The sequence below is a fragment of the Chitinophaga sp. Hz27 genome (assembly GCF_042263525.1).
GTDB lineage: Bacteria > Bacteroidota > Bacteroidia > Chitinophagales > Chitinophagaceae > Chitinophaga.
In genome coordinates this window covers 405,723-430,073 of the sequence record NZ_JBHKFJ010000007.1, presented here as the reverse complement: position 1 = coordinate 430,073, position 24,351 = coordinate 405,723, and the positions used below count along the sequence as shown (strand labels likewise).

At 44.0% G+C, this 24,351-nt stretch carries 22 protein-coding genes; 14 read left to right on the top strand and 8 right to left on the bottom strand.

What is annotated here, in order from left to right:
- Positions 1–122 precede the first annotated feature (122 nt).
- Positions 123–566 (top strand): CBS domain-containing protein, encoded by a 444-nt coding sequence (locus ACE38W_RS18785; protein WP_375833160.1) that lies wholly within the window; start codon positions 123–125, stop codon positions 564–566.
- A 207-nt stretch (positions 567–773) separates the two neighbouring features.
- Here ACE38W_RS18785 and ACE38W_RS18780 read toward each other — a convergent pair whose 3' ends face one another.
- A complete protein-coding gene (locus ACE38W_RS18780; protein WP_375833157.1) occupies positions 774–3,212 on the bottom strand; it encodes a TonB-dependent receptor domain-containing protein in 2,439 nt (812 codons plus the stop codon).
- Between the two features lie 378 nt (positions 3,213–3,590).
- A complete protein-coding gene (locus ACE38W_RS18775; protein ID WP_375833155.1) occupies positions 3,591–4,859 on the bottom strand; it encodes an aspartate kinase in 1,269 nt (422 codons plus the stop codon).
- A 146-nt stretch (positions 4,860–5,005) separates the two neighbouring features.
- On the opposite strand from ACE38W_RS18775, the gene fbp reads away from it, so the two are divergent.
- The 5 genes from fbp (at position 5,006) to ACE38W_RS18750 (ending at position 8,653) form a co-directional block, all read left to right on the top strand.
- Positions 5,006–6,019, top strand: a complete 1,014-nt coding sequence (gene fbp / locus ACE38W_RS18770; RefSeq protein ID WP_375833152.1) for a class 1 fructose-bisphosphatase — start codon at positions 5,006–5,008, stop codon at positions 6,017–6,019.
- Positions 6,020–6,194: 175 nt separating this feature from the next.
- Positions 6,195–6,686, top strand: coding sequence for a CAP domain-containing protein (locus ACE38W_RS18765; protein WP_375833150.1), 492 nt, complete (start codon positions 6,195–6,197; stop codon positions 6,684–6,686).
- Between the two features lie 84 nt (positions 6,687–6,770).
- Entirely contained in the window at positions 6,771–7,535 is a 765-nt protein-coding gene (locus ACE38W_RS18760) for an ABC transporter ATP-binding protein (RefSeq protein ID WP_375833147.1), read from the top strand.
- Positions 7,536–7,548: 13 nt separating this feature from the next.
- Positions 7,549–8,079, top strand: coding sequence for a YfiT family bacillithiol transferase (locus tag ACE38W_RS18755; protein WP_375833144.1), 531 nt, complete (start codon positions 7,549–7,551; stop codon positions 8,077–8,079).
- Positions 8,080–8,092: 13 nt separating this feature from the next.
- Complete coding sequence (locus ACE38W_RS18750; protein ID WP_375833141.1) at positions 8,093–8,653, top strand: NUDIX hydrolase; 561 nt, start codon at positions 8,093–8,095, stop codon at positions 8,651–8,653.
- 7 nt (positions 8,654–8,660) lie between these two features.
- On the opposite strand, the gene ACE38W_RS18745 is transcribed toward ACE38W_RS18750, so the two are convergent.
- The 3 genes from ACE38W_RS18745 to ACE38W_RS18735 all read right to left on the bottom strand — a co-directional run bounded on the left by ACE38W_RS18745 (position 8,661) and on the right by ACE38W_RS18735 (position 12,570).
- Positions 8,661–9,956: a bifunctional folylpolyglutamate synthase/dihydrofolate synthase gene (locus ACE38W_RS18745; protein ID WP_375833139.1), complete on the bottom strand. Its 1,296-nt coding sequence runs from the start codon at positions 9,954–9,956 to the stop codon at positions 8,661–8,663.
- A 66-nt stretch (positions 9,957–10,022) separates the two neighbouring features.
- Entirely contained in the window at positions 10,023–11,498 is a 1,476-nt protein-coding gene (locus ACE38W_RS18740; protein ID WP_375833136.1) for a DUF5723 family protein, read from the bottom strand.
- A gap of 175 nt (positions 11,499–11,673) precedes the next feature.
- The gene (locus ACE38W_RS18735) at positions 11,674–12,570 is read right to left on the bottom strand and encodes a hypothetical protein (protein WP_375833133.1); all 897 of its coding nucleotides are present in this window, start codon (positions 12,568–12,570) and stop codon (positions 11,674–11,676) included.
- Positions 12,571–12,661: 91 nt separating this feature from the next.
- On the opposite strand from ACE38W_RS18735, the gene ACE38W_RS18730 reads away from it, so the two are divergent.
- A complete protein-coding gene (locus ACE38W_RS18730) occupies positions 12,662–13,870 on the top strand; it encodes an MDR family MFS transporter (RefSeq protein WP_375833130.1) in 1,209 nt (402 codons plus the stop codon).
- 199 nt (positions 13,871–14,069) lie between these two features.
- Complete coding sequence (locus ACE38W_RS18725) at positions 14,070–14,990, top strand: AraC family transcriptional regulator (RefSeq protein ID WP_375833127.1); 921 nt, start codon at positions 14,070–14,072, stop codon at positions 14,988–14,990.
- A 77-nt stretch (positions 14,991–15,067) separates the two neighbouring features.
- Here the strand turns inward: ACE38W_RS18725 and ACE38W_RS18720 are convergent, their stop codons facing one another.
- From ACE38W_RS18720 to ACE38W_RS18710, 3 genes are read right to left on the bottom strand one after another with little or no spacing between them, the layout of a single operon-like run.
- Positions 15,068–16,369: a radical SAM protein gene (locus tag ACE38W_RS18720; RefSeq protein WP_375833125.1), complete on the bottom strand. Its 1,302-nt coding sequence runs from the start codon at positions 16,367–16,369 to the stop codon at positions 15,068–15,070.
- 29 nt (positions 16,370–16,398) lie between these two features.
- Positions 16,399–16,986 (bottom strand): hypothetical protein, encoded by a 588-nt coding sequence (locus ACE38W_RS18715; RefSeq protein ID WP_375833122.1) that lies wholly within the window; start codon positions 16,984–16,986, stop codon positions 16,399–16,401.
- 12 nt (positions 16,987–16,998) lie between these two features.
- A complete protein-coding gene (locus ACE38W_RS18710; protein WP_375833120.1) occupies positions 16,999–18,042 on the bottom strand; it encodes an agmatinase family protein in 1,044 nt (347 codons plus the stop codon).
- Positions 18,043–18,280: 238 nt separating this feature from the next.
- Here ACE38W_RS18710 and ACE38W_RS18705 point away from each other — a divergent pair, with 238 nt between their 5' ends.
- The 6 genes from ACE38W_RS18705 (at position 18,281) to bshB1 (ending at position 24,333) form a co-directional block, all read left to right on the top strand.
- Entirely contained in the window at positions 18,281–18,679 is a 399-nt protein-coding gene (locus ACE38W_RS18705; RefSeq protein WP_375833117.1) for a cytochrome c maturation protein CcmE, read from the top strand.
- 18 nt (positions 18,680–18,697) lie between these two features.
- Positions 18,698–21,238 carry a cytochrome c biogenesis protein CcsA gene (ccsA, locus tag ACE38W_RS18700; protein ID WP_375833115.1) on the top strand — a complete coding sequence of 847 codons (2,541 nt, stop codon included), beginning with the start codon at positions 18,698–18,700 and terminating at the stop codon, positions 21,236–21,238.
- 112 nt (positions 21,239–21,350) lie between these two features.
- On the top strand, positions 21,351–22,364 hold the full coding sequence (locus ACE38W_RS18695) for an alpha/beta hydrolase (protein WP_375833112.1): 1,014 nt from the start codon (positions 21,351–21,353) through the stop codon (positions 22,362–22,364).
- Between the two features lie 59 nt (positions 22,365–22,423).
- Complete coding sequence (locus ACE38W_RS18690; protein ID WP_375833109.1) at positions 22,424–23,047, top strand: DUF4294 domain-containing protein; 624 nt, start codon at positions 22,424–22,426, stop codon at positions 23,045–23,047.
- 32 nt (positions 23,048–23,079) lie between these two features.
- The gene (locus tag ACE38W_RS18685) at positions 23,080–23,574 is read left to right on the top strand and encodes a hypothetical protein (RefSeq protein WP_375833106.1); all 495 of its coding nucleotides are present in this window, start codon (positions 23,080–23,082) and stop codon (positions 23,572–23,574) included.
- A 30-nt stretch (positions 23,575–23,604) separates the two neighbouring features.
- Positions 23,605–24,333: a bacillithiol biosynthesis deacetylase BshB1 gene (gene bshB1 / locus ACE38W_RS18680; protein WP_375833103.1), complete on the top strand. Its 729-nt coding sequence runs from the start codon at positions 23,605–23,607 to the stop codon at positions 24,331–24,333.
- The last annotated feature ends 18 nt before the right edge of the window (positions 24,334–24,351 follow it).

The window sequence follows — 24,351 nt, the reverse complement described above, 5'->3', positions numbered from 1 at the left end:
CACCCAAAAATAAAAGCAGCAGGCCTCACCATCAGGTGGGGCCTGCTGCTTTTATATCTCAACGAAATTGCTTATCTTAGGTAAGAGTCAGTTTTTCTTTTTTAAACATCAAAAGGCTTACCATGGGAACAGTACGTAACATCCTGGAAGCCAAGGGTCTTGCGGTTTACTCCATTCGACCGGATAATACAGTATTAGAAGGTATTCAGATGCTCGTTGATCGTAACGTTGGAGCTCTGACTGTGGTAGACCACAATGGCAACTTCCTTGGTATTTTCTCCGAACGCGATTATGCCCGTCGTGTCATTCTTAAAGGCAGGGCATCTAAAGACACGCTTATCAGCGAGATTATGACCGAACATCCAATCACGGTTACTCCTGAAAATTCAATTGAAGACTGTATGATCATGATGACAGATAAACATATCCGTCATCTGCCGGTTGTAGACAACAAGCATCAACTGATCGGACTTATTTCCATTGGCGACGTAGTAAAGTACATCATCGACGACCAGAAACACATTATCTCCAGCCTTGAACTCTACATTAGCGGTAGTCACTCTTGAATTTACACCTAACAAAAAATTACATTTTCGAAAAGACAATTTGCTGGCTAAGAAAACCGCGATCCAATAATCATCCGGCGCTTTCACGTTATCGGCTGTACGAAGCAGGGTAGCTCCAAAGTCAACTTTTTCCAGCTCACTTTTCCAAAAAAGAAAAGGGTTGGCTGCATCAGAAACAGCCAACCCTTTTTCTATTTGGTGTAAGCATCAACCAGCGCGCTTAGATTCTGCACTGGTACCTGTTTGCCGGTCACGTGCGGCTTTAATGGTGTTACTGCCGAATTTATAACTGAAATAGATACTGAATTGCTTGTACTGCCAGATATTGTTGATCATCATATCCAGGTTGCCGTACTTCGCATGTCCCTCAAAAACCTCGTTGCGCAACAGATTATTCGCATTTAATTTTATTGTTGCACGCTTGTCCCAGAAAGCTTTCTGGATACCAACATTCATATTGTATTGTGGCTTGCCGGTGAAGATACCGAAGATAAAAGGTGAGTTGTAATAACCCGTTACTTCTAGCTTATAGTCTTTAGGCAGGCTGATTGTCTGAGTGGTATTAAAGCCGTAATTAAAATTACTCCTCGTCTCCAGCGGTCCGGTACCAGCTTGCACTAGGTAAGAGGTATATCCAGCATTAGCATTGTTATCCATATGCCACCATTTCGTAACGTCTATTGGTACTGTTACTGCCAGGTTAAAGAAATCGGCATGCGGATAGTTAACATCTTTACTCAGCGTAGTTTTGGTACTATCATTCTGTTGCAGGAATTCTTCCATGATATTTTTGGTTCTGCTATAACCAAGGGTAAAAATGTACTTATCCTTCAGCACATAGGATAACTCGAAGCTATTGGTGTACTGAGGCTTCAGGAAAGGATTTCCCTGGCGGAAAGTATACCTGTCCAGGTACCAGAAGAAGGGATTGAGCTGGCCATAGTCCGGGCGATCTATTCTTCTGGTATAAGCAGCGGTGATTTTATTTTTATCATTGAATTTCTGTTCAATGTTGATGTTCGGGAAGAAGTTTAGATAATTGTTTTCCACTACGCTATCCATCGTGTGAGAATAGCCATGGGAACGGGTATACTCAAATCTTCCGCCAACAGTGAAACTGGTTTTCTGAATCGTTCTTTTGTAACTGCCATATGCTGCGTAGACATCTTCCTGGTAATCAAATTCATCGCTCTGTGTCAGTGCCGGTACATATTTTCCCTGCAACAAAGAATCGTATAACATTTTGTTGTTTGTAGATACGAAAGAGGCTTTAGCACCAGCTTCGAGCTTGCTTTGTTTGTCGAGCGGCCATACCAGGTCGGCTTTCAGACTCTTAATGGTAATATTTGTTCTGGTATTGTTCTGTATACCATTCATGTTGCGGAATTCCCCTAAATGATTGTTGTACATACTATCATTCAGGATCATATGCCTTTGGTTTCCAAACTTTGCATAATCTGCATCAAAGCTGATCTCCCTGCCACTTGTATCCAGTTGACCTTTATAGTTAAGGTTTACGGCGATATTATTGAATGAATTGTTGTTTGAGGAGAAAGAGGTCAGTGTAGAATCCGGCGCCATATTAGGCCTGTATAGTTTGGTAGTTGTCGGGATGGTAGATTTGGAAGCATTGTTATATCCGTTAACCAATACACCCACGGTGTTTTTATCATTCAGGAAATAATCCAATCCTACTTTATAGCTGTTGTCTTCAAATCTGTTGCGCTGAGAGATGTCTTGTCTAAGTTCTGCGGGGCCAATGCTATCTTCAAAGTTTCTATGGAAAACGCGGTCTACATGGTTTCTGTAGCGTCCAATATTACCATTTCCATAGAGGTTGAATTTCTCTGTACGCCAGTTGAAGTTACCGCCTCCATTTGCTGAAGGATAATATGACTGGGTATAAGTGCCGTTAACAGCGCCATTGATCCCGCTCATTTTTCCTTTCTTAGTTTTTATGTTGATGATCCCGCCATTACCTGCAGCATCATATTTAGCAGGAGGTGTAGACATCAATTCGATTTGTGCAATGTTTTCTGCTGGCGTAGTTTTTAAGAGGTTGGTCAGCTGGTCTCCGGAAAGGTAGGTCAACTTGCCATCTATCATTACCTGTACTGCTTTGCCCTGTAGAATAACGTTCTCATTATTGTCAAGGTGTACGCCAGGTGCCTTTTTGATGAGGTCCAGGGCAGTATTACCCGCAGCGGTAGGGCTGCTTTCTACGTTGAGAACGGTTTTGCCAGGTTCATGTTCTATATATGGTTTTTGTGCAGTAACATTTACTGCCTGTAATGTCTTGGTTAGTGGGGCCAGGGATATGCTGTCGATATTGATGTTTTTATGGTTGGCATCTACAATAAAAGCATTGGTATAGAAAGTATTGAAGCCCATTTGAGAGGCCTGAATATAGTAGGAGCCATTCGCAATTTCAGAGAAATTACAGATGCCGGTTTCGGTGCTTAATTCACCTTTTACCAGTGAAGAATCTTTGGAGTTGCGTAACAGGATATTTGCAAATGGTAATGGTTTCCCGCTTTTATCACTGACTTTTACTGATATTTTTCCGTTTCCGGGGGCTGATTTTTGAGCGTAGGAGGTCACTATCAGGAGCATAAGCATTCCTAACGCTATCATAAACTTTTTCATACTATCGGGTAGTTATTAATCTCTTAGCAAAAACTAGGGCTGATTGCCCGCTATTTAACTTCTTTTGTGAAAATACTTTTTAACAATACCTGCAAACCTTTTCCTGTGGTTTCCGTTCTAAGATGAGTGATATTGTCAGATGGGGGAGTTTGGGTTTCCTTCAAGCTACTAGCACTTATCAGACAAAAAGGCACAATGTCGGGGGCGGTGGTTGACCTGTGACCTGACAAATAATTGCCCCTGCATGCCACGGCCATGAGTCCAACGATGAAGAAACTATATAAAAAAACAACCTTTTTCATACCTGCGTTTTTCTAAAGACGTACAGGTATGAAAAAAGTTGCACAAGGGGTCCGAAATATTATCCAGTAGATAAAATTATTTTTTCCAGAGGCGCTGTATTGTAGCAGGGGAGCGTTGCTCCAGTAATACTGAATGTCCGTTACTCAATTCTTCCAGCAGGCCATCCTGATAATATCTGACGGTAAGTAATTCCAGTCCTTCGTTATAATTGATTTTAAAATCGTTGTGTAAGGTTTTGATCAGAAGCTCTATCTTTTCCGGATTGTGGTCTATACAGCAAGAGAAGCTGATTGCACCATTCTGCATCAGATTGATCTTGATTTTCAGTCCGTGGAAAATTTCGTATATGCCACTGATCTTAGCTTCCGTAATGAAAGAGTAGTCTTTGGAAGTTATATGTAGCAACACCTGATTTTTTTTCAACACGATGAGTGGTGGCAGTTGTCTGACATCTGCTACTTCACGGATCACAGTGCCTGGAAGGTTTTTATCCAAAAAGCACTTCACATACAGTGGTATCTGTTTGTTTTGCAGCGGTTTAATGGTTTTAGGGTGAATCACCTGTGCCCCATAGAACGCCATTTCAATTACCTCGCCGTAGCTGATTTCAGGAATATTAACGGTATTAGGGAAGATTTTAGGATCGGCATTTTTGAGGCCTTCCACATCTTTCCAGATGGTTTGACTTTCAGCGTCCAGCATATTAGCAAATACGGCTGCGGAGTAGTCACTGCCTTCACGGCCGAGCGTCACGCTTTCGTTTTGGTCAGTACTGCCGATAAAGCCCTGTGCCACCACAATGTTGGCGGTACTGAACATTGGCAGCACCCTTTCAGTGACCTGGCGCTGTGTTACAGCCCAATCGATATTGGCATCTCTGAAATTATCATCTGTGCGGAAAACGTCTCTAACGTCCAACCAATGGTTGCGGATACCTACCGTGTTGAAGTAGGCACTCACAATAGCGGTACTAAGCAATTCGCCCAGACTTACCAGCTGATCATAGTAATAATCGTAGTTGCGCATAGGTTTTTCGCCCAGTGTCCATTCCGCCTCAGTGAAAAATTGCTGAAGCTGTGTAAACAGCGGGTTATCGCGGGTGCCAAGTATTTCTTCCGCCACCTGCATGTGATAGCGCTCGATATTAAACAGCAGCTGCGCTGCTATTTCCCGCTTACGAAGAAAGAAGTTCTGTGCCACCTTTTCCAGCTCATTTGTAGTTTTACCCATTGCTGAAATAACGATCAACAGTTTGTCTTCTGGGAAAGACTGTACGATTTGCCCTACCTGGCGAATACGTTCAACACTTTCTAAACTTGCGCCTCCGAACTTGAAAACCTTCATATGATAGTTTGCTTCTTTGATAAAATTGTTTGGCAAAGTACGGCAAGTTTAGAATTGTTTTAAAATCTGATTACAGTAAAATGACAGTTTCATTAAAATAAACCTCAATTGGCGTAATTTTGCTGAAGAACATCATCGTTAGCGTTATGAATCACAAGCAAAGAGTAATGACTCTGGATGAATTTACCATCCAGGAATTACGCAATTACCCAGGTGCAACCGGGCAGCTGTCCGGGCTTTTACGTGATATTGGTCTTGCCGCCAAAAGAGTAAACGTAGAAGTAAACAAAGCTGGGATTGCCGATATTCTCGGCGAAGCAGGAAAAACCAACGTTCAGGGCGAATCTGTCAAGAAACTGGACGAATTTGCGAATGACCAGTTCATCGCCTCTCTTCAAAGCAGTATCTACTGCTGTGGTGTCGCCTCCGAAGAAAATGAAAACTTCATCGCATTCACCGATGAACATTCCATGAAATCTAAATATGTGGTATTGATGGACCCCCTCGATGGTTCCAGCAATATTGACGTGAATGTATCCATAGGTACTATCTTTTCCGTATACCGGCGCTTATCACCGGATGGTACGGAATGTAACCTGGAAGATTTCCTGCAGCCAGGTACGCAGCAGATTGCCGCGGGCTATATCATCTACGGTTCTTCTACCATGATGGTCTACGCTACCCGCAGAAGTGTACAGGGCTTTACCCTGGATCCTTCCATCGGCGAATTCTGTTTGTCGCACCCTAACCTGAAATGCCCTCCGGAAAGTGATATCTTCTCCGTAAACATGGGGTATTATCATCTTTATGAAAAAAATATACGCGATTCAATAGATCATTTTATGGCGAGAGATGAGAACGACCGTATTTACCGTCACCGTTTCGTAGGTTGTATGGTAGCGGAAATACATCGTACGCTGATCCAGGGAGGAATATTTATGTATCCTGCCTTCGGAAAATATAAATCTGGCCGCCTGCGCCTCTGCTATGAGTGTAATCCAATGTCTTTCCTCGTAGAAAAAGCCGGTGGTTTAGCTATGGCCAATGGCCGTCAACGCCTGCTGGAGCTGAAGCCAGCCCAGTTGCACCAGCGCATTCCTATCTTTATCGGCTCCAAAAATATGATGGAGACTTGGAAAGATATCGTAAACAAGCACTAGACATCTACCGAATAAAAAAAGAAAAGGACCGATACTTTGTACCGGTCCTTTTTCGTTTTAATGGCCACAATTTGCAGAAATTTTTCTCCAAAACACAAAAAAATAAACCTTGGCACAATTTTTTAGTCAGTGCTATACGCATTAATCATTTTTTATTATTAACCATTATTACTTTATGTACGTATTGAAAAGCCGCAGCATCTTCACATTGTTGGTAGTTATCTTCAGTGCACTCCAGGTGAGCGCAGGCTGTAAATCTACCTCCCGTCATCAGGGCAATGACGCGGGCGGTACTTTAGCGGAGCAAATCTTGTATTACACAAACAAATTCAGAGCCTCCAAAGGATTGAAGCCACTGCAGCTGGACCCTTTATGCAGCCAGCAAGCATTGCAACATAGCCGCGATATGGCGGATGGAAGCACCGGCTTCGGACACGAAGGCTTTGAAGACAGAGTTGCGTACATTTCCAAAAAAATGGGCAGAGTAGGAGCAGCAGCAGAAAATGTTGCCTACGGTACCCTCGACGCCGAACAGGTGGTACAGGGCTGGATTAACAGTCCCGGACACCGGAAAAACATGCTGGGCGACTATAACCTCATCGGCATCGGCGCCGCCAAAGGAAATGGTCGTATCACTTTCTTTACCCAGGTATTTATTAAGCAGTAATCTTATACTGCCGAAAAAATAAAAAGGCTGTCTCTACCCGCTAGAGACAGCCTTTTTTTGATAATAAATTTATAATTTGGCACCATGGAAAATAGGAAGATCATCGAGGTGAATAACCTGGTGAAGAATTATGGAGAATTTACTGCTGTGAAAGGAATCAGCTTTGAGGTGTATGAAGGTGAAATCTTCGGGCTGCTTGGTCCTAACGGCGCCGGTAAATCCACAACGCTGGAAATCATTGAAACACTCCGTGAAAAATCCAGTGGTACTGTCAATGTTGGAGGATTTGATCTCGACAAAAATCCAAATGATATAAAAAAAATCATCGGCGTACAACTGCAAAGCTCCGGCTATTATCCAGGCCTCAGCCTTGTGGAACTAATAGAAATGTTCGGAGGATTGTACAATCAACCGGTAGAACCGCTGAAATTACTGGCAATGTTCAACCTGGAAGATAAAGCCAAATCGAAATACAAAGAGTTGTCAGGCGGCCAGAAACAAAGGTTCTCTATCGCCACTACACTCATAAACAAACCAAGGATCATCTTCCTGGATGAACCTACCACCGGCCTCGATCCGCAGGCCCGCCGCAGCCTCTGGGACCTGATCCTGGAAGTACGCGCCCAAGGAACCACCGTTGTCATCACCACCCACTACATGGACGAAGCCGAATTCCTTTGTGATCGTTGTGCCATCGTAGATGCAGGTGAAATCATCGCGCTGGATTCCCCTGATGGTCTGATCGATAAACTCGTTTCCCAAGGCTTTGAAAGAAAAAAAGAAGTGAAGAAAGCCAACCTGGAAGACGTATTTATTCACATGACCGGCAAAGAACTCAGAGAAGACTAAACTCACTCCACCAATGGAATCTCTCAAATACCCTATCGGGCGCTTTCAGTCTAAAGCCAGCTATACGCAGGAAGAAGTAAAAAGCTTCGTAAACGATATTAGAAATCTGCCCTCCCTCCTGGAGATAGCGGTGCAAAACCTTGATGAAGCACAGCTGGAAACGCCTTACAGGCCTGAAGGCTGGACAGTAACACAGTTGGTGCATCATGTGGCAGACAGCCATGTGAACGCATATATCCGACTCAAACTGGCGCTGACAGAAGAGAGACCCATCATAAAACCTTACGAGGAAGCCGAATGGGCAAAACTGCCTGACACTGCGGCCAATCCTATCAACGTATCCATTACCCTGCTCCACGCACTGCATCGCCGATGGGTGTCCATCTTCGATAATATGCAACCGGAACAATGGAAACGTACATATATCCACCCCGCATCGGGAGAGGAGAATGACCTTACAAAACTCGCTGCCCTCTATTCCTGGCATAGTATGCACCATCTGGCGCATATCATGAGCCTGAAAGAACGAATGAACTGGCAGTAAAAACCGATAGGCAATGAATAACATGGAATGGAAGATTGTTTCTTCAGAATATCTGCATAGAGACAACTGGCTGACTGCAAGAAAAGATATCTGCCTCACCCCGGAAGGCAAAACCGTTTCCCCTTACTATGTTTTAGAATATAATGACTGGGTAAATGGCCTTGCACTTACCGAAGAGGGACAAGCTATTATGATCCGTCAGTACAGGCACGGGCTGGGACGTACGCTTATAGAAATCCCCGCAGGTACCATGGATGATACCGATCCCGATCCGAAATTCGCAATGGAAAGAGAACTGCTGGAAGAAACAGGATATGCTTTTGAAGAGATTATATCGCTGGGAAGTATTTCTGCAAATCCAGGATCTACCAATAACCTGACCCATATGTTCCTGGCTATCGGTGGGAAAAAAGTGAAGGAACAACAGCTGGACCATAATGAACAGATCGAGGTTGTACTGATGTCTATCGAAGAATTGCAGCAACTGATCAGAGATAACCAGCTGCTGCAAAGCTTACACGTAGCATGTGTGTTATATGCTTTATTGCATCTCGGACGTATCCAGATGAAATAATTATCTGTTAGAGTGCATCTGCCACTATAAAACAACTACCACAAACCAATATCATATCATCTGGCTGCGCATATTGCTTAGCTGCCTGCAACGCATGTTGCACAGTTGGATAGGCTTTGCCTTCCAGCCCATGCGCAGCGGCCATCTCTGTTAAGGTTACTTCGTCCAGTGCACGAGGGATTTGTGCTTTACTGAAGTAGTAACTGGCCGTAGACGGAAACAACGGCAATACTTTATCTACCTCTTTGTCTTTTACAAAACCGGTAACAATATGCAGATGCGTGTAGGTGACATGCCTTAACTGCTGCATGATTTCTGTGATGCCGGCCTCATTATGGCCAACGTCATATACTGTCAGCGGATGTTCATTCACTACTTCCCAGCGGCCACGAAGCCCCGTTAATTTCTTGACACGGGATAATGCAGTAGTAATGATCTCCTGTGTGATATTCCAGCCTTTTTCCTGCATGATGCCCGCTACAGTTAATACACCCATCACATTCTTTTCCTGGTATTGTCCGTTCAGGTCAAGCTTGTAGTGATGAGTTTCATTCTGACGTATATTCAGTAACGTTAGTTCCAGGTGGGTATTGGTAATATTGGTGCCTGTGGCAGATCCCATCCAGCGTTCATCTGCAAAGGTCAGTGGCGCTTTTACTGCCGCGGCTTTTTCGATGAATACTGCTTTAGTTTCCGTTTGCCTTTCGCTGATCACCGCAGGCACGCCAGGTTTGATAATGCCTGCTTTCTCGCCGGCAATCAGGGTAAGCGTATCTCCCAAAATATTTTTATGATCATAGCTGATATTGGTAATCAGTGAGGCTTCCGGTGTGATAACGTTGGTACTGTCTATTCTACCTCCCAAGCCTACTTCTATAATGGCAATATCCACTTGTTCTTCTGCAAAGTACTGGAATGCCATTGCTACAGTCAACTCAAAAAAAGAAGGATGAATAGTAGCAATATGGGGCTTCATTTTTTCTGTAAAATCGACCACGAATGCTTCACTAACCATTTTGCCATCTATCTTAATTCTTTCTCTGAAGTCGAGCAGGTGAGGAGAGGTATAGAGACCTGTTTTGTAGCCGGCCTGTTGAAAAATGGCTGCCAGCATATGACTGGAGCTACCTTTCCCATTGGTACCGGCTACATGTATTGATTTGAACCGCTGATGCGGATTGTTGATGATGTCGAGAAGTGCTATTGTATTGTCCAGGTCTTTCTTAAAGGCGCTTTCTCCAACTTTGGTAAACATCGGCAGCTGTGCATAAAGAAAGTCCAGTGTCTCTTGATATTTTTGCATGGTATTTCAATCTTCAAAGCGAAGATAGATATTCTTGCAATTTCCAACACTTTATTCCTTCCTTACTTATTGACTGTTGGCCGGACAACGTAGCTGTCGTTTACGCATATGAAAAATGCCACCGCCATTTGGATCATTTTTTCCGAAAGGAATGAAACGTAGGGCCACATAAGCATCTGCGCGATTGATGGTATGCCGGAACAGATTGGTAAATAAACTATAGGAACCTAGAATCAATGGCCCTACGCGAAAGCCTGCTCCCATGTCTGCCTGGCCGTTATGATTAATTACGATAGGCATATAGGCGCCAAAATATTCAGCGTCGTAGCGAGGTGTTACCATCACCTGCGTCATGCCATACGTTTTGTAGATATTGTTGGGACCAGCATTAAGGGAGATGTCTGCATTTGCTGCAACAAAGAACTTATCGTTGATATTATAATCGCCGGTAAGATGCAGCATAGTAGGTAAGCTCATTTTGAAATGCGGATCTGATGGTATTGGCGTAAATACATTATTCAACTGTCGGGTATACTGCTTAATACTTTGGTTCTTTCTATACACCAGGCTATAGGGGTCAATGTCTTCTGAAGCAAGTGCCAGGTCTGTATTATACGGAGCTTTGGTATAACCTATTCGTCCAATATCGGTAATGGCAACGCCTATACGAAATTGGTAAGAGTCTGAAGCAGGATTCCAGTGGTCGCCTTCATAATCGCCGAAGCCATCATTATCAGGGCGGTATTCGTAGATGACGCCTATATCTGCACCAAAACCGCTGTTGCCATTGGGTTTGAGGTTATTGATATATGGTTTGTCCCAGTGTTCAATATTTTCTGAATAGCCATAACGCATGGTACCACTGCTTACACTTCCACTACGAGAGGAATTCATAGTAAATCGTGCATTGTCAACAGCGGCATAACCTGCGGCTATGCCGCTAAGATATTTAAGTGTAATACCACCTTTCCAGACGCCACCATAGGAATTGCGTAGTACGCGGGCATAACTGAGTGCGAATTCATGCCAGATGTTACTGGAAACGGCAGCATGCTGGATATTGTAGGAAGTGCCTTTATATTCAGAATTTGGGAAATTATTCCCGAAGAAATTAGCTTGTTCTGTAGGTATATTTCCGCCACTGCTACTGCTACGGATGCGCCAGATGAAGGAAACGGTTTGTTTTTCATCGATGGAATACATAACAGAAGGCATCATTATTTCTGCCATTTCCCAGCCATTCTGTCTTCTTCTGGCGGCAGTATCGAGGAAGTAGTCCTGATTTTTATGAAGTGAGTCCATGTTGCTGAATAAGGCTTTTTTGGTCACTTTCATATAGGTATTTCCTGCTTTGGCATCGGCGCCGAAGATGTTGAGGTCCCATTTGTACCTGGTAGCAGCGGCGCTGGCGGGGTTGGATAGTATGCCGTAAACACCGGCATAATTACTTTGGTGAAATCCGGAAAAAGTTTGTGCCGATGCAGCTATACCGCACGACGAAGCCATAACGGCAGCAAATAGGATCTTTCTAACAGTTGTCATTTGTTGGCAATGAAATAAGATAACGGTGAATTATGGCGCATGAAACTGCGCATTCCTGTCAATGGTTCATAGGTCTGGTTCCAAGGACTGCAACAGGTTACAGCTTGATAACAAGATTCGGTTTCTCAATAAAGGCTCTTTCTCACAGTTCTTTGCTACAAGATATGCTGCTATTTTATTCTGCTTTGAAATAAAATCTAATCGGGCCAAATTGCACTTCTGGTGCATCTGGGTTGGCATTATATTTCAATTGCATTGCTGCTTTTCGTGCTATTTCAATGAGTCGGTCATTACTAATGGTAGAGCCGCTCATGGTATAATTGGCTGCGATCACTGTTCCTTGTCTGTCCACTTTGATATTGATAGCTACATAGCCGGATTCATTGCTGTCGTAGGTTACACTGGGCCTTCCCACCAGGCTTCTGCCTTTCAATGCAAAGTCGGAGCGGCCGCCACCAAGACCACCACCGCCCGTATATCCTTTGGCGTTAGGATCTCCGTTGATCTGGCCTCTGTCTCCAGGTTTGCCGGTATTACCTTCACCAGGAGAATTGTTGGAGCCATTGGCTCCGTTACCACTATGTGCGTTATTGCTGGCTACACCACCGAATACTGCTTTAGGTTTAGGAGCAGGTGCTGGCGGTGCAGGTTTTTCTACAGGAGGAGCTGGGTTTGGTTTTTTTACTGGTTTTTCAGGCTTGGGTTCCAGTTTTTTAGGCAACTCTTTAGGTGGCTTTACTACTGGTTTCTCCGGTTTCTTTACTTCCGGTGCATCTGCGTCATTATCTGTAGCGATATCTTGTGGAGGCTCTGCATTATCTTTGGCCGCTTCCTGTTGTTGTGAGGCTTCCGGAGCGGGCGCTTCAGCGGCAGGAGGATTAGGGTCCAAAGGCTGCACTTCTCCCATACCATCATCAGAAGTGCCGAGATTTACTTCCATGCCCAGGTCCTGATTAGGAGGGGGAGGAGGTGCTGAAAAGCCTGCGAATAACAGCGCTACTAACAGTAACGCATGAACGCCGATTGTTACACCTAAGGCCTGTAAATTTTTCTTCCCGTTTTTTTCCTCCATTGGTAGCTACTTATGAACGCTTCAAAGTTAAGAATTACGCATTATGTTATGCTAATATCTGATGAATTAATTTTATTTTTGTGTTTCTCTCATGAAACCGCTTAATCATACAATCTCGTTATACCGTAACGCCTATTCTGGACTGGCTCCTGCCACCTGGTGGCTTTCACTGGTTTTGTTAATCAACCGTAGTGGCACTATGGTGATACCGTTTATGACGGTTTATCTTACACAACATCTGCATTTTTCTATTGGCCAGGCAGGCATTGTAATGGCCTGTTTCGGAACAGGCGCCATTGTTGGTGCTACGCTTGGCGGATGGCTCTCAGATCGTATCGGTTTTTATCAGGTACAGTTCTGGAGTCTTTTCCTTAACGGATTATTATTCATTTTATTGGGTCAGATGCATACATTCCCGCAAATATGCGCTTGTGTATTCGTACTGAGTTCTGTTGGCGATGCCTTCAGACCTGCCAATAGCGTGGCGATTGCAGCCTATAGTGCTCCTGAAAACAGGACGCGTTCTTATGCACTGAATCGTTTAGCCGTTAACTTAGGATGGTCTGTTGGGCCTGCAATAGGCGGTATACTGGCCAGTTTTAGCTATAATCTGCTTTTCTGGGCTGATGGTGCTACCTGTATGCTGGCTGCCATTCTCATGCGCGTATTCCTGCCGCCTGTTCCAGCTCCCGCCAAAAGTCATGCCGATAAAAATAAGAATCAGGAATCTGTTTGGGCAGATAAAATCTACATCTGGTTTTTAATTTTTGCGATGATCAACGCAGTTTGTTTGTTCCAGTTCAACAGCATAGTACCGCTGTTTTTCAAAGAAGTATTACACCTGCAGGAATGGGCTATCGGACTGAATATGTCTATCAATGGTATCTTGATCGCCGTAGTAGAAATGGTAATGATCTTTCATCTGGAAGGCCGTTATCCTAACCTCATTTTTATTACTCGCGGTGCGTTGATGGTTTGTCTGGCTTATCTCTTCCTGAGCATTATGCCGCCAATATGGGCCTGCGCTTCTCTGTTTATGGTCATCATCACCTTCGGTGAAATGTTTAGTCTGCCTTTCATGAACAGCTTCTGGATACAACGCAGCAAAGATCATAACCGCGGACAATACGCCGCTTTATATACAATATCTTATTCTGTTGCCAATATTGTTTCTCCTACTTCCGGTGCATTTGTAGTAGATCACCTGGGATTTCGCCCATGGTGGATGATTACCGCCGGGGGGTGTGTGCTTTCAGCTGCAGGGTTTTATTGGTTGCAGAAAAAAATGGTGAAAGCATAAATCATACACTGAATTAATATCGGTCGCCGCTGGCGGCCGGAACTCGCTAAAAAAAGGTGGCACCCATATGGAGTGCCACCTTTTTTAGCTCCCAATCAACAGTAATATCTCGCTTTTGTCATCAACAAAAATTGTTAAACGATATACAAATATTGTCCTCATCTTGCCAAAATCGACAAAAAATGAGTAAAATTGGTAAATGAAAGTTATCCAATTTACCGTTCCGGTCGCCGACGAAGGCTCCGTTGTAGTACAGGAGGACATCTTACCTTATTTCTATCATTACCTGCACCGCCACAAGGAAGCCCAGATCACCCTGATCATTAAGGGGGAAGGCACCCTCATCGCCGGAAACTATACCCAGCCCTTTAAAGCCGGAGAAATCTATATCATCGGCGCTAACCAGCCACATATGTTTAAAGGCGATGCTAAATATTTTGAAAACCAACAAGAGAAAAATATTCACGCCATACATATTTTCTTTGACCATGAACATGCCTTACAAGGCTTGCTGGCATTACCAGAAATGGATGGTGTCCGTAAATTCCTGCAGCAATCAAAATACAGTCTGCAATTGCCTGCCATGTTCGAGGAAAGATTTGGCCCTGATGTAGTACGCATCTCTAAACTCACCGGCGCGGAAAGACTTCTCGCATTTGTACAGCTGCTATTGCAGATGACAAAACAGGTGAAAGAGTGGAAGTCCTTGTCAACAGGGTTCTCCAGGTATGCTTACAGCGAATCGGAAGGGCTGCGAATGAACGATATCTACCAGTATACACTGGAACATTATGCAGAAAATATTACACTGGGGAAAATAGCTTCGGTGGCACACCTTACTACCTATGCTTTCTGCAAGTATTTCAAGAAACATACACGTAAAACATACCTCGAATTCCTGAACGAAATACGCATTAACATCGCTTGTAAGAAGATTATCAGCGGCGAATATGATAGTATTGCTTCAGTAGCTTATGCCACTGGATATAATAATCCTATTACTTTTAATAGGGTATTCAGGAAGATAACAGGCATGTCACCGTCTACTTATGCAAGACAATATCGCTTTGCTACAGAATCAGCTGCCAGAGATGGTTTGCTGTTATCATTGGAAGCATAGCATTAAAATATCTTTTTAAGAAAAATCCCGACTCTAATTTGTAGAGTCGGGATTTTTCTTAAAAAGATATCGTGCAATTAGTGCGCGAAATCTTCCATATAATCTCCTTTAATACGCTCCATTGGCGGATTGAAATAACCGTACTTCAGATCAGGGAATTCTTCCTGGATCATTTCCAGCAGTTGTTTCATACCGTAACAGTCGCCTGTTTCTGTAATGTTCATTCTGCCCATATACCAGTCTGGATCAATGTTGAAGTTACGCCACTGGATCATATTCAGTCCTGTTTCACGAATCAGTTTACGCAGGGCCTGATACTCATCTTCACTATCAGTAATACCAGGGAATACGAAATAGTTGATAGATGTCCAGCCACCAAATTCACGTACCACTTTCAGACTTTCAATGATATCTTCAAACTGGTAGTTATTAGGACGATAGTATGGTGTATAATACTTCTCTTGTGCAGAGTTCATACTAACACGAATACTGTTTAGTCCGGCCTCGCACAGTGCGCGTACTGCATCTGGCTTACTACCGTTGGTGTTGATATTGATGCTGCCTTTAGGCGTATGTTTTCTTATTTCGATGATAGATTCGCGAATGGTTTCCCACATCAGCAGGGGTTCGCCTTCGCAACCTTGTCCGAAGCTAACGATAGGGAAAGGTGCTGTTTCCAGGTGAGGAACGGTATATTCCACGATCTCTTCTGCAGTTGGTTTGAAACGCAGGCGGTCCTGGGTAGAAACGATGCTTTCTTCTTCCGGCTGGAAGGAAATACATCCTACGCAGTTGGCATTACATGCAGGAGAGGAAGGAATAGGACATTCCCATCTTCCCATAAAATAGTTACGGGCAGCAGGGCAATGATAAGTCAATGCACAGTTTTCTGCCAGATGCTGAACCAGCCTGTTGTGCGGGTAAGCTTCTAATAGTTGATTTACGCCTTGTTTAACTTTTTTATCATCGAAACCGGCGCATTCTTGACGGATATCCGCTTCAATACGGGTAGCAGGGACATAAAATTTACCATCCAGCCAACCTACTGCGGTGTAGCAGAACAGTGGCAGGGTAGGCGCGTCCGGCATGGTCTCATATGCAGCCAGGTAAAAGCCAGTATGAGCAGGCGGGATAAAAGCGGCTACAGCCCAGCCTTTGTCGCACAGCTGCATTTCTCCGGTTTCTACACTGATGCCGATTCCACGACGGCCGGGAAGTTCATATAAATTTCCGCCTTCTGGTAATTCTATCCATTCTTCCGCTTCAATAGGCCATGCATCCCAGCCACTACGGCCGGTTACGGTCATTGAAGTATCTTCAAAGATATTACCGTTCCCGTCGGAATAAAGTATATAAGGTGTTTGCTTTAATACCGCCATAATTCTTGTTAATGTTGATACAGACTTCCTTATGAAAGTCTGCTTTTGCAAAATGCGTTAACTGCTTCCTGTTCTTCCTTACCAGGCAGATCGATCGTTTCGAGCTGCAGGATTTTATTAGTTCTGAAATCTATTGTAAACAGGTCGTTACGCAAAATTACATTATTCAGCTCGTTCCAGCCAATCTGCCTTGGAGTGAAGGCCCCTGGCACTTCTATGCCATTCTCATCCATCCTTAACCAGGCTGGTTGTAATATTTTATATTCTGCCCATCCAATATAGCCAAGGCCTAACCCTATGATAATCAGTTGTAAAGCGGCCAGCGGCTGCAGGTGCGACAAAAAATACAAACTGCCGGACAGACTCACAAATACCTGTAACAGTCTTGTAAAGGTATTTGCAGAGGCAAAGTTGCGGAACTTCTTGGCCAGGAAGGGAAACATCACGCTGAAAAGCCCTACCAGCAAGAATACAATTGCCAGTAACCAACTTGGGTGATCGCCCCGGGAAATAGCAATAGCATTTACCAGTAACACAACTCCCGCCACACCATGCATAACAGGTAATAAACGTAATCTGCTATTGGCATTGGGATGAATAATTCGCAGTCTGTACATAGGTGTTATTAATTATTGATTAGCGCTTACCAGCAGGTTACACAGTTTGAACAGTACACGTGCACCTACGTTGGCATCCCATTCGTCGTGGGAAGCACTTACCTCGTTCAGGTCAAAGCCTATCAGCTGACGACCACTCGCAATCACACGTTTGAAGAGATAGTAAATCTGTTCTGTCTCAAAACCACCACTTACTGGAGTACCGGTATGCGGGCATAATTTAGGGTCCAGTCCATCGATATCAAAGCTGATATATACCTGTTGTGGTAAAGTATCAACGATGCTATCACAGATGGCTTTCCAGGTTTCGCCTTCAAATTGTCTTTCTTTAATGTCTTTGTCAAAGAAAGTTACGACGCGGCCTTCGCTGCTGTTGATATAATCTACTTCTTCTTCGCAATAGTCACGGATACCTACCTGTACCAGCTTTTTCAGCTGCGGTACTTCGGCCAGTGCATTGTACATAATAGAAGCGTGAGAGTATTTAAATCCTTCGTAGCTGTCACGCAGGTCGCAGTGTGCATCGATTTGGAGGATACCGAAATCGCCTTTGTGCTCACCGATTGCTTTGAAGAAACCCAGTGGTGTACTGTGGTCACCACCTACCAGGCCTACCAGTTTACCCTGGGCCAGCAGTTCACGGGTTTGGGTGTATACCCATTCGTTCATTGCTTTGGTACCGCTATTAACATCTACCAGTGTTTTTTTAAGAAATTCATTTTCTGAAATATCTCCGCCTTCTGTCAGAAATTTCAGATATAATTCTGCTTCTTTACGCAGATAATCAGAGCGTAATAGCAGGTGTTTGTCTGGTTCACGCATAAAAAAGCCTGCTTTCCAGCCATCTTTTACATCTGCATCGTACAGGTCTACCTGTAAAGAAGCCCTGAAGATATGCTCAGGACCGCGGGCAGTACCATTACTATAAGAAACAGTTACTTCCCAAGGAACTGGCACCAATACCAGTTTCGCGTCTTCTTCCTGGAATGGAAGCCCGAAAATATTGTTCGACAGCAGACCCACTGAGTTGGGATCAAATTGAGATAAATCAGCCATGATAAAATCTTACATTTCTAAATTCCGCGCAAAGATACTATTATGTTTACTTACAGCCTGATTTCATTAAAAAAGAATTGCCTTTTATATAAATTTTGTCGTCGGCAAGTCATTTTGCGTTAATTTTGCGCAATTAATCTGGAGTAGATAATTACAGGTACATTGCAAGGGATTTGAAATATAGACTGGTAAAGGTTTTTTGCGCTTGTATCATAACAATAGGGAAGATAATTTTTATATGAAAAAAACAAATATTATCCTGCTAGTGGTTATTGCAGTGGCTATAGGGGTGATCATAACGATGGTTGGTGATTTCAGTACCTATGAAACATTTGCAACCGCACGTCAGAAAGAAGGGAAGGAGTTCCATGTAATCGGCACACTCGATACACTCCAGACAATGTCATATGATCCGTTAAAGGATGCTAACTTATTCAGCTTTTTTGTAAAAGATAAAAAAGGAGAGACCCGTAAAGTGGTGTTCTATGGCGCTAAACCGACCGACTTTGAGAAGGCCGAATCCGTTGTGCTCACCGGCAAAATGGAAGGTACTGAGTTTCATTGCAGTAAAATACTGATGAAATGTCCGTCAAAGTATAAAAATGATCAGGTTGCCATGGGTAATCAGTCTCTTTAATTTTTATCTGTAGATTTTATGAAGTTTGTAGGGGAACATTTATTGCCAGGACAACTGGGTCACTTTTTTGCCGTATTAGCGTTTGTAGCATCTTTAGTAGCGACCGTTTCCTACTATTGCGCAGTGGTAAATAAGGAAGATCCATTGAAAGAATCCTGGAAAAAGGTAGCCAGATGGGGTTTCTTTATTCAATCCGTTGCCGTTATAGGTATATTTATCTGTCTTTACCATATTCTGTATAATCATTATTTCGAATACAAATACGCATGGCGCAATACCTCCCGCGACCTGCCTGTTCAATATCTCTTATCCAGCCTCTGGTCCGATCAGGAAGGTAGCTTCCTTCTCTGGAGTATCTGGAATAGCATACTCGGTATCATCCTTATCCGCACCAGCGGCAAGTGGGAGAACCCTGTAATGTCTGTTATCTCGCTGTCTCAGTTTATGATGAGCAGTATGTTGCTTGGTATCTTTATCCTTGGGTATAAAGTAGGTAGCAATCCATTTATGTTGCTGCGCCAGGCGCAGGAAAATCAGGCAGCCCCTATTTTCCAGCAAGCGGAATACCTTAGCTTCATTAAAGATGGTAATGGCTTGAACCTTACCCTTCAGAACTACTGGATGGTGATTCACCCGCCAATTCTGTTCCTGGGCTTCTCCTCCATGATCGTTCCTTTTGCATTTGCATTCGCTGGCATCTGGACCCGCGATTATACCGGTTGGACAAAGCCAGTATTACCTTGGGCCCTCTTCGCAGTAATGATGTTGGGAACTGGTATCATGATGGGGGCCGCATGGGCTTATGAATCACTGAACTTCGGTGGTTACTGGTCATGGGATCCAGTAGAAAACGCCTCCCTTGTACCTTGGCTCACCATGGTAGCAGGCGTTCATACTTGCCTGGCCTATAAATCTACTGGTCATGCACTGAAATCTACCGTATTCTTCTTCTTTATATCCTATATCACCATCCTGTATTCCACTTTCCTCACAAGAAGTGGTATCCTGGGAGATTCCTCAGTTCACTCCTTCACCGACCTCGGTATGAGTGGACAGTTGCTGATCTTCATGGCAGCATTCACTATCCCGTCTGTTGCACTGATGATCATCCGCAGAAAAGAAATTCCTACAGTGAATAAGGAAGAAAGTACTTATTCCCGCGAATTCTGGTTGTTCGTTGGTTCCCTGGTACTGCTGATCGCTGCTATCCAGATTACCTTCACTACCTCTATCCCTGTTTGGAATAAACTACTGGACCTCACTGGTCTCAGAAGCCTCTTCAAAATGGACGTAATGGCGCCCCCGGCAGATCCATTATTCCATTACAACAAAATTCAGATCTGGCTGGCTATGATCCTGGGTGTACTCACCGCGATCGTCCAGTTTATGAAGTATAAAGACACACCACGTCGTCAGCTCACTAAAAAGCTGTTGCCACCAACTGTCATTTCACTGGCAGCTACCCTGGCTATCATCTTCTCTGGTGGAGTGAATTATACCGACTATGGTGCTGGCTTCCTCGCCGCGATTTATTTCATGCTGTTTGCCAGCATCTACTCAATCGTAGGTAACCTGATGTTCATTTTTACCGGGCTTAACGGCAAACTCAAAGCCGCAGGCGCTTCTATCGCGCACGTAGGTTTTGGTATGGTGTTACTTGGTATATTATTATCATCGGCCAAAAAAGAAGTTATTTCCATCGATAAGATGAAAATGCTCAGCCAGGACCTGTTCCGTAAAGAATCTAAGCAGGTAGCACGCGAAAACATCATGCTGCCAAGAAACATTCCGGTAGAAATGGGTGACTATCACGCTACCTATATCGGCGACTCTACTGCTACTGGTGATGCGAAAGTATATTTCAAAGTAGATTATGAACGTAAAGATAAAGCGGGTAACGTTGTAGAACATTTCCGCCTCTATCCAAACGCCTTTATCAATACCAAGGAAAATGCCCTGACCTCCAATCCGTCTTCCAGGCATTACCTGACGAAAGATATCTTCACCTATATCACTGCAACGCCTCCGCTGAAAGATAAAAATGCAGCGGCAAATGATACAGCTGATTATGTTACACATGATGTGAAACCAGGTGATTCAATCTTCTTCTCTAAAGGATTCATGATCCTCAAAGATATCAATGCTAAACCTTCCAATAAGAACTACCAGGCACAGATCGGTGATCTGGCTGTTGGTGCCGACCTGGAAGTATATACCCAGACAGATGATCATTTCAATCTGCAACCGGTATACTTGATCCGTGACAGTGCTTACCAGTACAGTATCGAAGATACACTGGCGCCACTGGCCCTGCAGGTACGCTTCAGCAAAATTATGCCTGCTGAAAATAAAGTGCAGATCAAAGTAAAAGAAGCTGACAGCAGCTCCGATTATGTGATCATGAAAGCGCTTGTGTTCCCATATATCAATGTATTATGGTTAGGCGTAATCGTAATGGTGGCTGGTACCTTTATCAGTATTGTTTACAGAGTAAGACTGAATAAAGGCGGTAAACAGGGAGCTGCAAAATCAGTCCCTCCAGTAAAAGAACGTGTTTAATAAGCCGTTATTAATAAATGATTAAATGGTGCCAGGGAATACTCTGGCACCATTTTTTTATGCGATTTTTGATCGTTTTATCTTCCTACATTTATATTCCAAAACCCTGATTATGAAACGTAGAAGGTTTCGTATATTCTTGATCATAATTGCTTCTTTGTTGGTTTTATTCCTGTTAGGCCCCAAACCTGCTGAACCGGAATATAAAAAGGTATTACCAATAGTACCGATGCAGCCGGATTCTCTGGTTGCCTATGTACGTACTGGTGAAGATTCTTTGCCTGTAAAACCAGATAATGAAGCCAGGATTATTTGGGCAGATAGCCTGCATCATAAGACACCATATGCAATCGTATATCTCCATGGCTTTTCTGGCAGTCAGGAAGAAGGAAATCCTGTACACCGCGACTTCGCTAAAAAGTTTGGTTGCAACCTCTACCTGTCACGCCTAAACGAACATGGGTTAGTCTCCGATAATCCACTCCTGCATATGACTGCCGAAGGCCTCTGGAATGATGCCTGCCGGGCATTAAGTATCGGTAAGGCGTTAGGTGAAAAAGTGATTCTGATGAGTACTTCTACTGGCGGTACGCTCAGCCTGAAACTTGCCGCCACCTTCCCCGATGATGTTTATGCATTGATAAATATGTCGCCCAACGTTGCCATCAATGATAAATTTGCTTTCCTCGCCAATGACCACTGGGGGCTTCAGCTGGCAAGGCTGATATCCAAAGGGAATTTCAGGGTAGGGAAAGATACCAATACCATCCACCATCAATACTGGAATAATACTTACCGCCTCGAGGCAGTGGTGCAGCTGGAAGAGCTACTGGAGACAACGATGATAGCATCTACCTTTGAGCATGTACAACAACCATCCCTGACGATGTATTATTACAAAGATAAAGACCATCAGGACCCTACTGTGAAAGTATCTGCTATACTCGCCATGAACCGCGATTTGCGGACACCCGCCAACCAAAAGATCGCAGTACCTATCCCTGACGCAGGCGCACATGTGCTGGGAAGTAATCTTACCAGCAAAGCCGTGCCTAGGGTAGAGGAAGTGATGGATAGTTTTGCTGTTCACACCCTGCATATGCGGGCGATAGGAGGGGTGTACTAAATGTCAAATCTTTGTTTAACTTGTGGTAACATTCCGATAGTAAGTTGCGTTTATAGCATATGCGTCCGCTGAAAAATATCTTTTTATACTTATCCCTGGTAATGGGTGTTTGCCTCTGTAGTAGCAATGCTTCAGCGCAGCAGGCCCATGGCGCGGACAGTATCGCATTGCATGCCGTAGTCGTTGGAACAGACACCATCCCCGTTATTACCCTCGCCATTTTCGATGTAGTGGATAAGTTGCCTAAAGCATTGAGAAAAGAAAGAGAACGCTGGACAAGATTACGCAATGCCGTGTATGTTACTTACCCTTATGCTAAATCGGCTGCCCGTATTCTCAAGGATGTAAACGTAGAACTGGCGAAACTGCCCAATGGCCGGGCCAGAAAGGCTTACCTGGCCTCTAAGGAAAAAGAGCTGAAGGCTCAATTTGGCGATAAACTCACTAATCTTTCTGTATATCAGGGAAAAGTATTGATGAAACTAATTGATCGCGAAACAGGACAGAACTGCTTTGAGATTATCAAAGAACTGAAAGGTGGCTTTAATGCCCGTGTATGGCAAACCGTAGCCTTCTTCTTCGGTGGCAACCTGAAAAGCGATTACGATAAACAGGAAGATAAAGATATTGAGGTGATTGTCCAGGAGTTGGAGCAATACCAACATTATCGCGCCTTTAACTAACTCGCACCAATAGATTCCATACCTTCGTTTACATGAGATTTAAATTACTTTTTATTGCCATCTTATTGTTACCCACTACATTATTTGCACAGGAAGCAGATGATGATCCTGTATATGTAGTTGATTCTGTACGCGTATCTACTTCTGCTGCCAATAATTTTACGCCTGACCAGGTAGGCTTGATCACCATTGCAAAAGGTAAGAGAGCAGTGCTGCTATATGGCAGCCAGGCGGAGAATGGCGTGGTATATATAGAAACAAAACCTTTTGCGCGCAGAAGAGTAGATCAGTTGCTACGATCATCTTCTCAGGCCTATGACAGTTTGCGTAAAAAACAGCCATTAGACAGTAGCCTGGTTTTTATTGTAAATGATAAAGTGGTGACGCCAACAGACGAAGCCAGGTTATTTACGGTAGACAGCCGTACATTTCAATCACTGCAAATACTTAGCAGCAAAGAGTTAGAAGAGAAATACCACCTTACAGGCAAGAAAGCCGGCGTTGCTATTCTCAGTACAGAAGATTGATACGTATCTTTGCCGCACAATTTATAGCACATGAAACTGGATATACTCGCAATAGCGGTGCACCCCGACGATGTGGAGCTGGGGTGTTCCGGGACATTGATGATGCATGCAGCAAAAGGTTTGAAAACCGGCGTGGTAGACCTTACCCGCGGTGAACTCGGTACCCGTGGCACGCCGGAAGGCAGGATACAGGAAGCGGAAGCCGCTGCACGCATAATGGGACTGGAAGTACGTGAAAATTTAGGACTGGCAGACGGATTTTTCCGCAATGATACCATGGAGCAAATGGCTATCATCACTGCCATCAGGAAGTATCAGCCGGAGATCGTGCTGGCAAATGCGATTGATGACCGCCATCCTGACCATGGCCGCGCTGCAAAACTAATTGCAGACAGCTGTTTCCTGGCAGGCCTACGCAAAATCAGCACACAGCACAATGGAGAAGAGCAGGCAGCATGGAGACCTAAGCAGGTATTCCATTTCCTGCAAGACAGGTATCATGAACCTGACTTTGTACTTGATATCAGCCCGGTAATGGATCGTAAACTGGAAGCCATTAAGGCATTTAGTTCACAATTCCTGGCACCCAAGGATAATGAGCCGCAAACCTATATATCTTCTTCTGGCTTCTTCGATAGCGTGATATATCGCGCGAGGATGCTCGGGAAAATGGTAGGGGTTGAGTATGCCGAAGGTTATACCACCGCTAAAAAGCTAGGCATTCGAAATTTTGCAGACCTGATAAATGAAGTTACCTGATATATAATCCCTCGCAAC

Excerpts from the sequence above, each read along its gene's own strand:
- ACE38W_RS18785 (WP_375833160.1), top strand. The coding sequence starts at position 123 with ATGGGAACAGTACGTAACATCCTGGAAGCCAAGGGTCTTGCGGTTTAC.
- ACE38W_RS18780 (WP_375833157.1), bottom strand. The coding sequence starts at position 3,212 with ATGAAAAAGTTTATGATAGCGTTAGGAATGCTTATGCTCCTGATAGTG.
- ACE38W_RS18775 (WP_375833155.1), bottom strand. The coding sequence starts at position 4,859 with ATGAAGGTTTTCAAGTTCGGAGGCGCAAGTTTAGAAAGTGTTGAACGT.
- fbp (WP_375833152.1), top strand. The coding sequence starts at position 5,006 with ATGAATCACAAGCAAAGAGTAATGACTCTGGATGAATTTACCATCCAG.
- ACE38W_RS18765 (WP_375833150.1), top strand. The coding sequence starts at position 6,195 with ATGTACGTATTGAAAAGCCGCAGCATCTTCACATTGTTGGTAGTTATC.
- ACE38W_RS18760 (WP_375833147.1), top strand. The coding sequence starts at position 6,771 with ATGGAAAATAGGAAGATCATCGAGGTGAATAACCTGGTGAAGAATTAT.
- ACE38W_RS18755 (WP_375833144.1), top strand. The coding sequence starts at position 7,549 with ATGGAATCTCTCAAATACCCTATCGGGCGCTTTCAGTCTAAAGCCAGC.
- ACE38W_RS18750 (WP_375833141.1), top strand. The coding sequence starts at position 8,093 with ATGAATAACATGGAATGGAAGATTGTTTCTTCAGAATATCTGCATAGA.
- ACE38W_RS18745 (WP_375833139.1), bottom strand. The coding sequence starts at position 9,956 with ATGCAAAAATATCAAGAGACACTGGACTTTCTTTATGCACAGCTGCCG.
- ACE38W_RS18740 (WP_375833136.1), bottom strand. The coding sequence starts at position 11,498 with ATGACAACTGTTAGAAAGATCCTATTTGCTGCCGTTATGGCTTCGTCG.
- ACE38W_RS18735 (WP_375833133.1), bottom strand. The coding sequence starts at position 12,570 with ATGGAGGAAAAAAACGGGAAGAAAAATTTACAGGCCTTAGGTGTAACA.
- ACE38W_RS18730 (WP_375833130.1), top strand. The coding sequence starts at position 12,662 with ATGAAACCGCTTAATCATACAATCTCGTTATACCGTAACGCCTATTCT.
- ACE38W_RS18725 (WP_375833127.1), top strand. The coding sequence starts at position 14,070 with ATGAAAGTTATCCAATTTACCGTTCCGGTCGCCGACGAAGGCTCCGTT.
- ACE38W_RS18720 (WP_375833125.1), bottom strand. The coding sequence starts at position 16,369 with ATGGCGGTATTAAAGCAAACACCTTATATACTTTATTCCGACGGGAAC.
- ACE38W_RS18715 (WP_375833122.1), bottom strand. The coding sequence starts at position 16,986 with ATGTACAGACTGCGAATTATTCATCCCAATGCCAATAGCAGATTACGT.
- ACE38W_RS18710 (WP_375833120.1), bottom strand. The coding sequence starts at position 18,042 with ATGGCTGATTTATCTCAATTTGATCCCAACTCAGTGGGTCTGCTGTCG.
- ACE38W_RS18705 (WP_375833117.1), top strand. The coding sequence starts at position 18,281 with ATGAAAAAAACAAATATTATCCTGCTAGTGGTTATTGCAGTGGCTATA.
- ccsA (WP_375833115.1), top strand. The coding sequence starts at position 18,698 with ATGAAGTTTGTAGGGGAACATTTATTGCCAGGACAACTGGGTCACTTT.
- ACE38W_RS18695 (WP_375833112.1), top strand. The coding sequence starts at position 21,351 with ATGAAACGTAGAAGGTTTCGTATATTCTTGATCATAATTGCTTCTTTG.
- ACE38W_RS18690 (WP_375833109.1), top strand. The coding sequence starts at position 22,424 with ATGCGTCCGCTGAAAAATATCTTTTTATACTTATCCCTGGTAATGGGT.
- ACE38W_RS18685 (WP_375833106.1), top strand. The coding sequence starts at position 23,080 with ATGAGATTTAAATTACTTTTTATTGCCATCTTATTGTTACCCACTACA.
- bshB1 (WP_375833103.1), top strand. The coding sequence starts at position 23,605 with ATGAAACTGGATATACTCGCAATAGCGGTGCACCCCGACGATGTGGAG.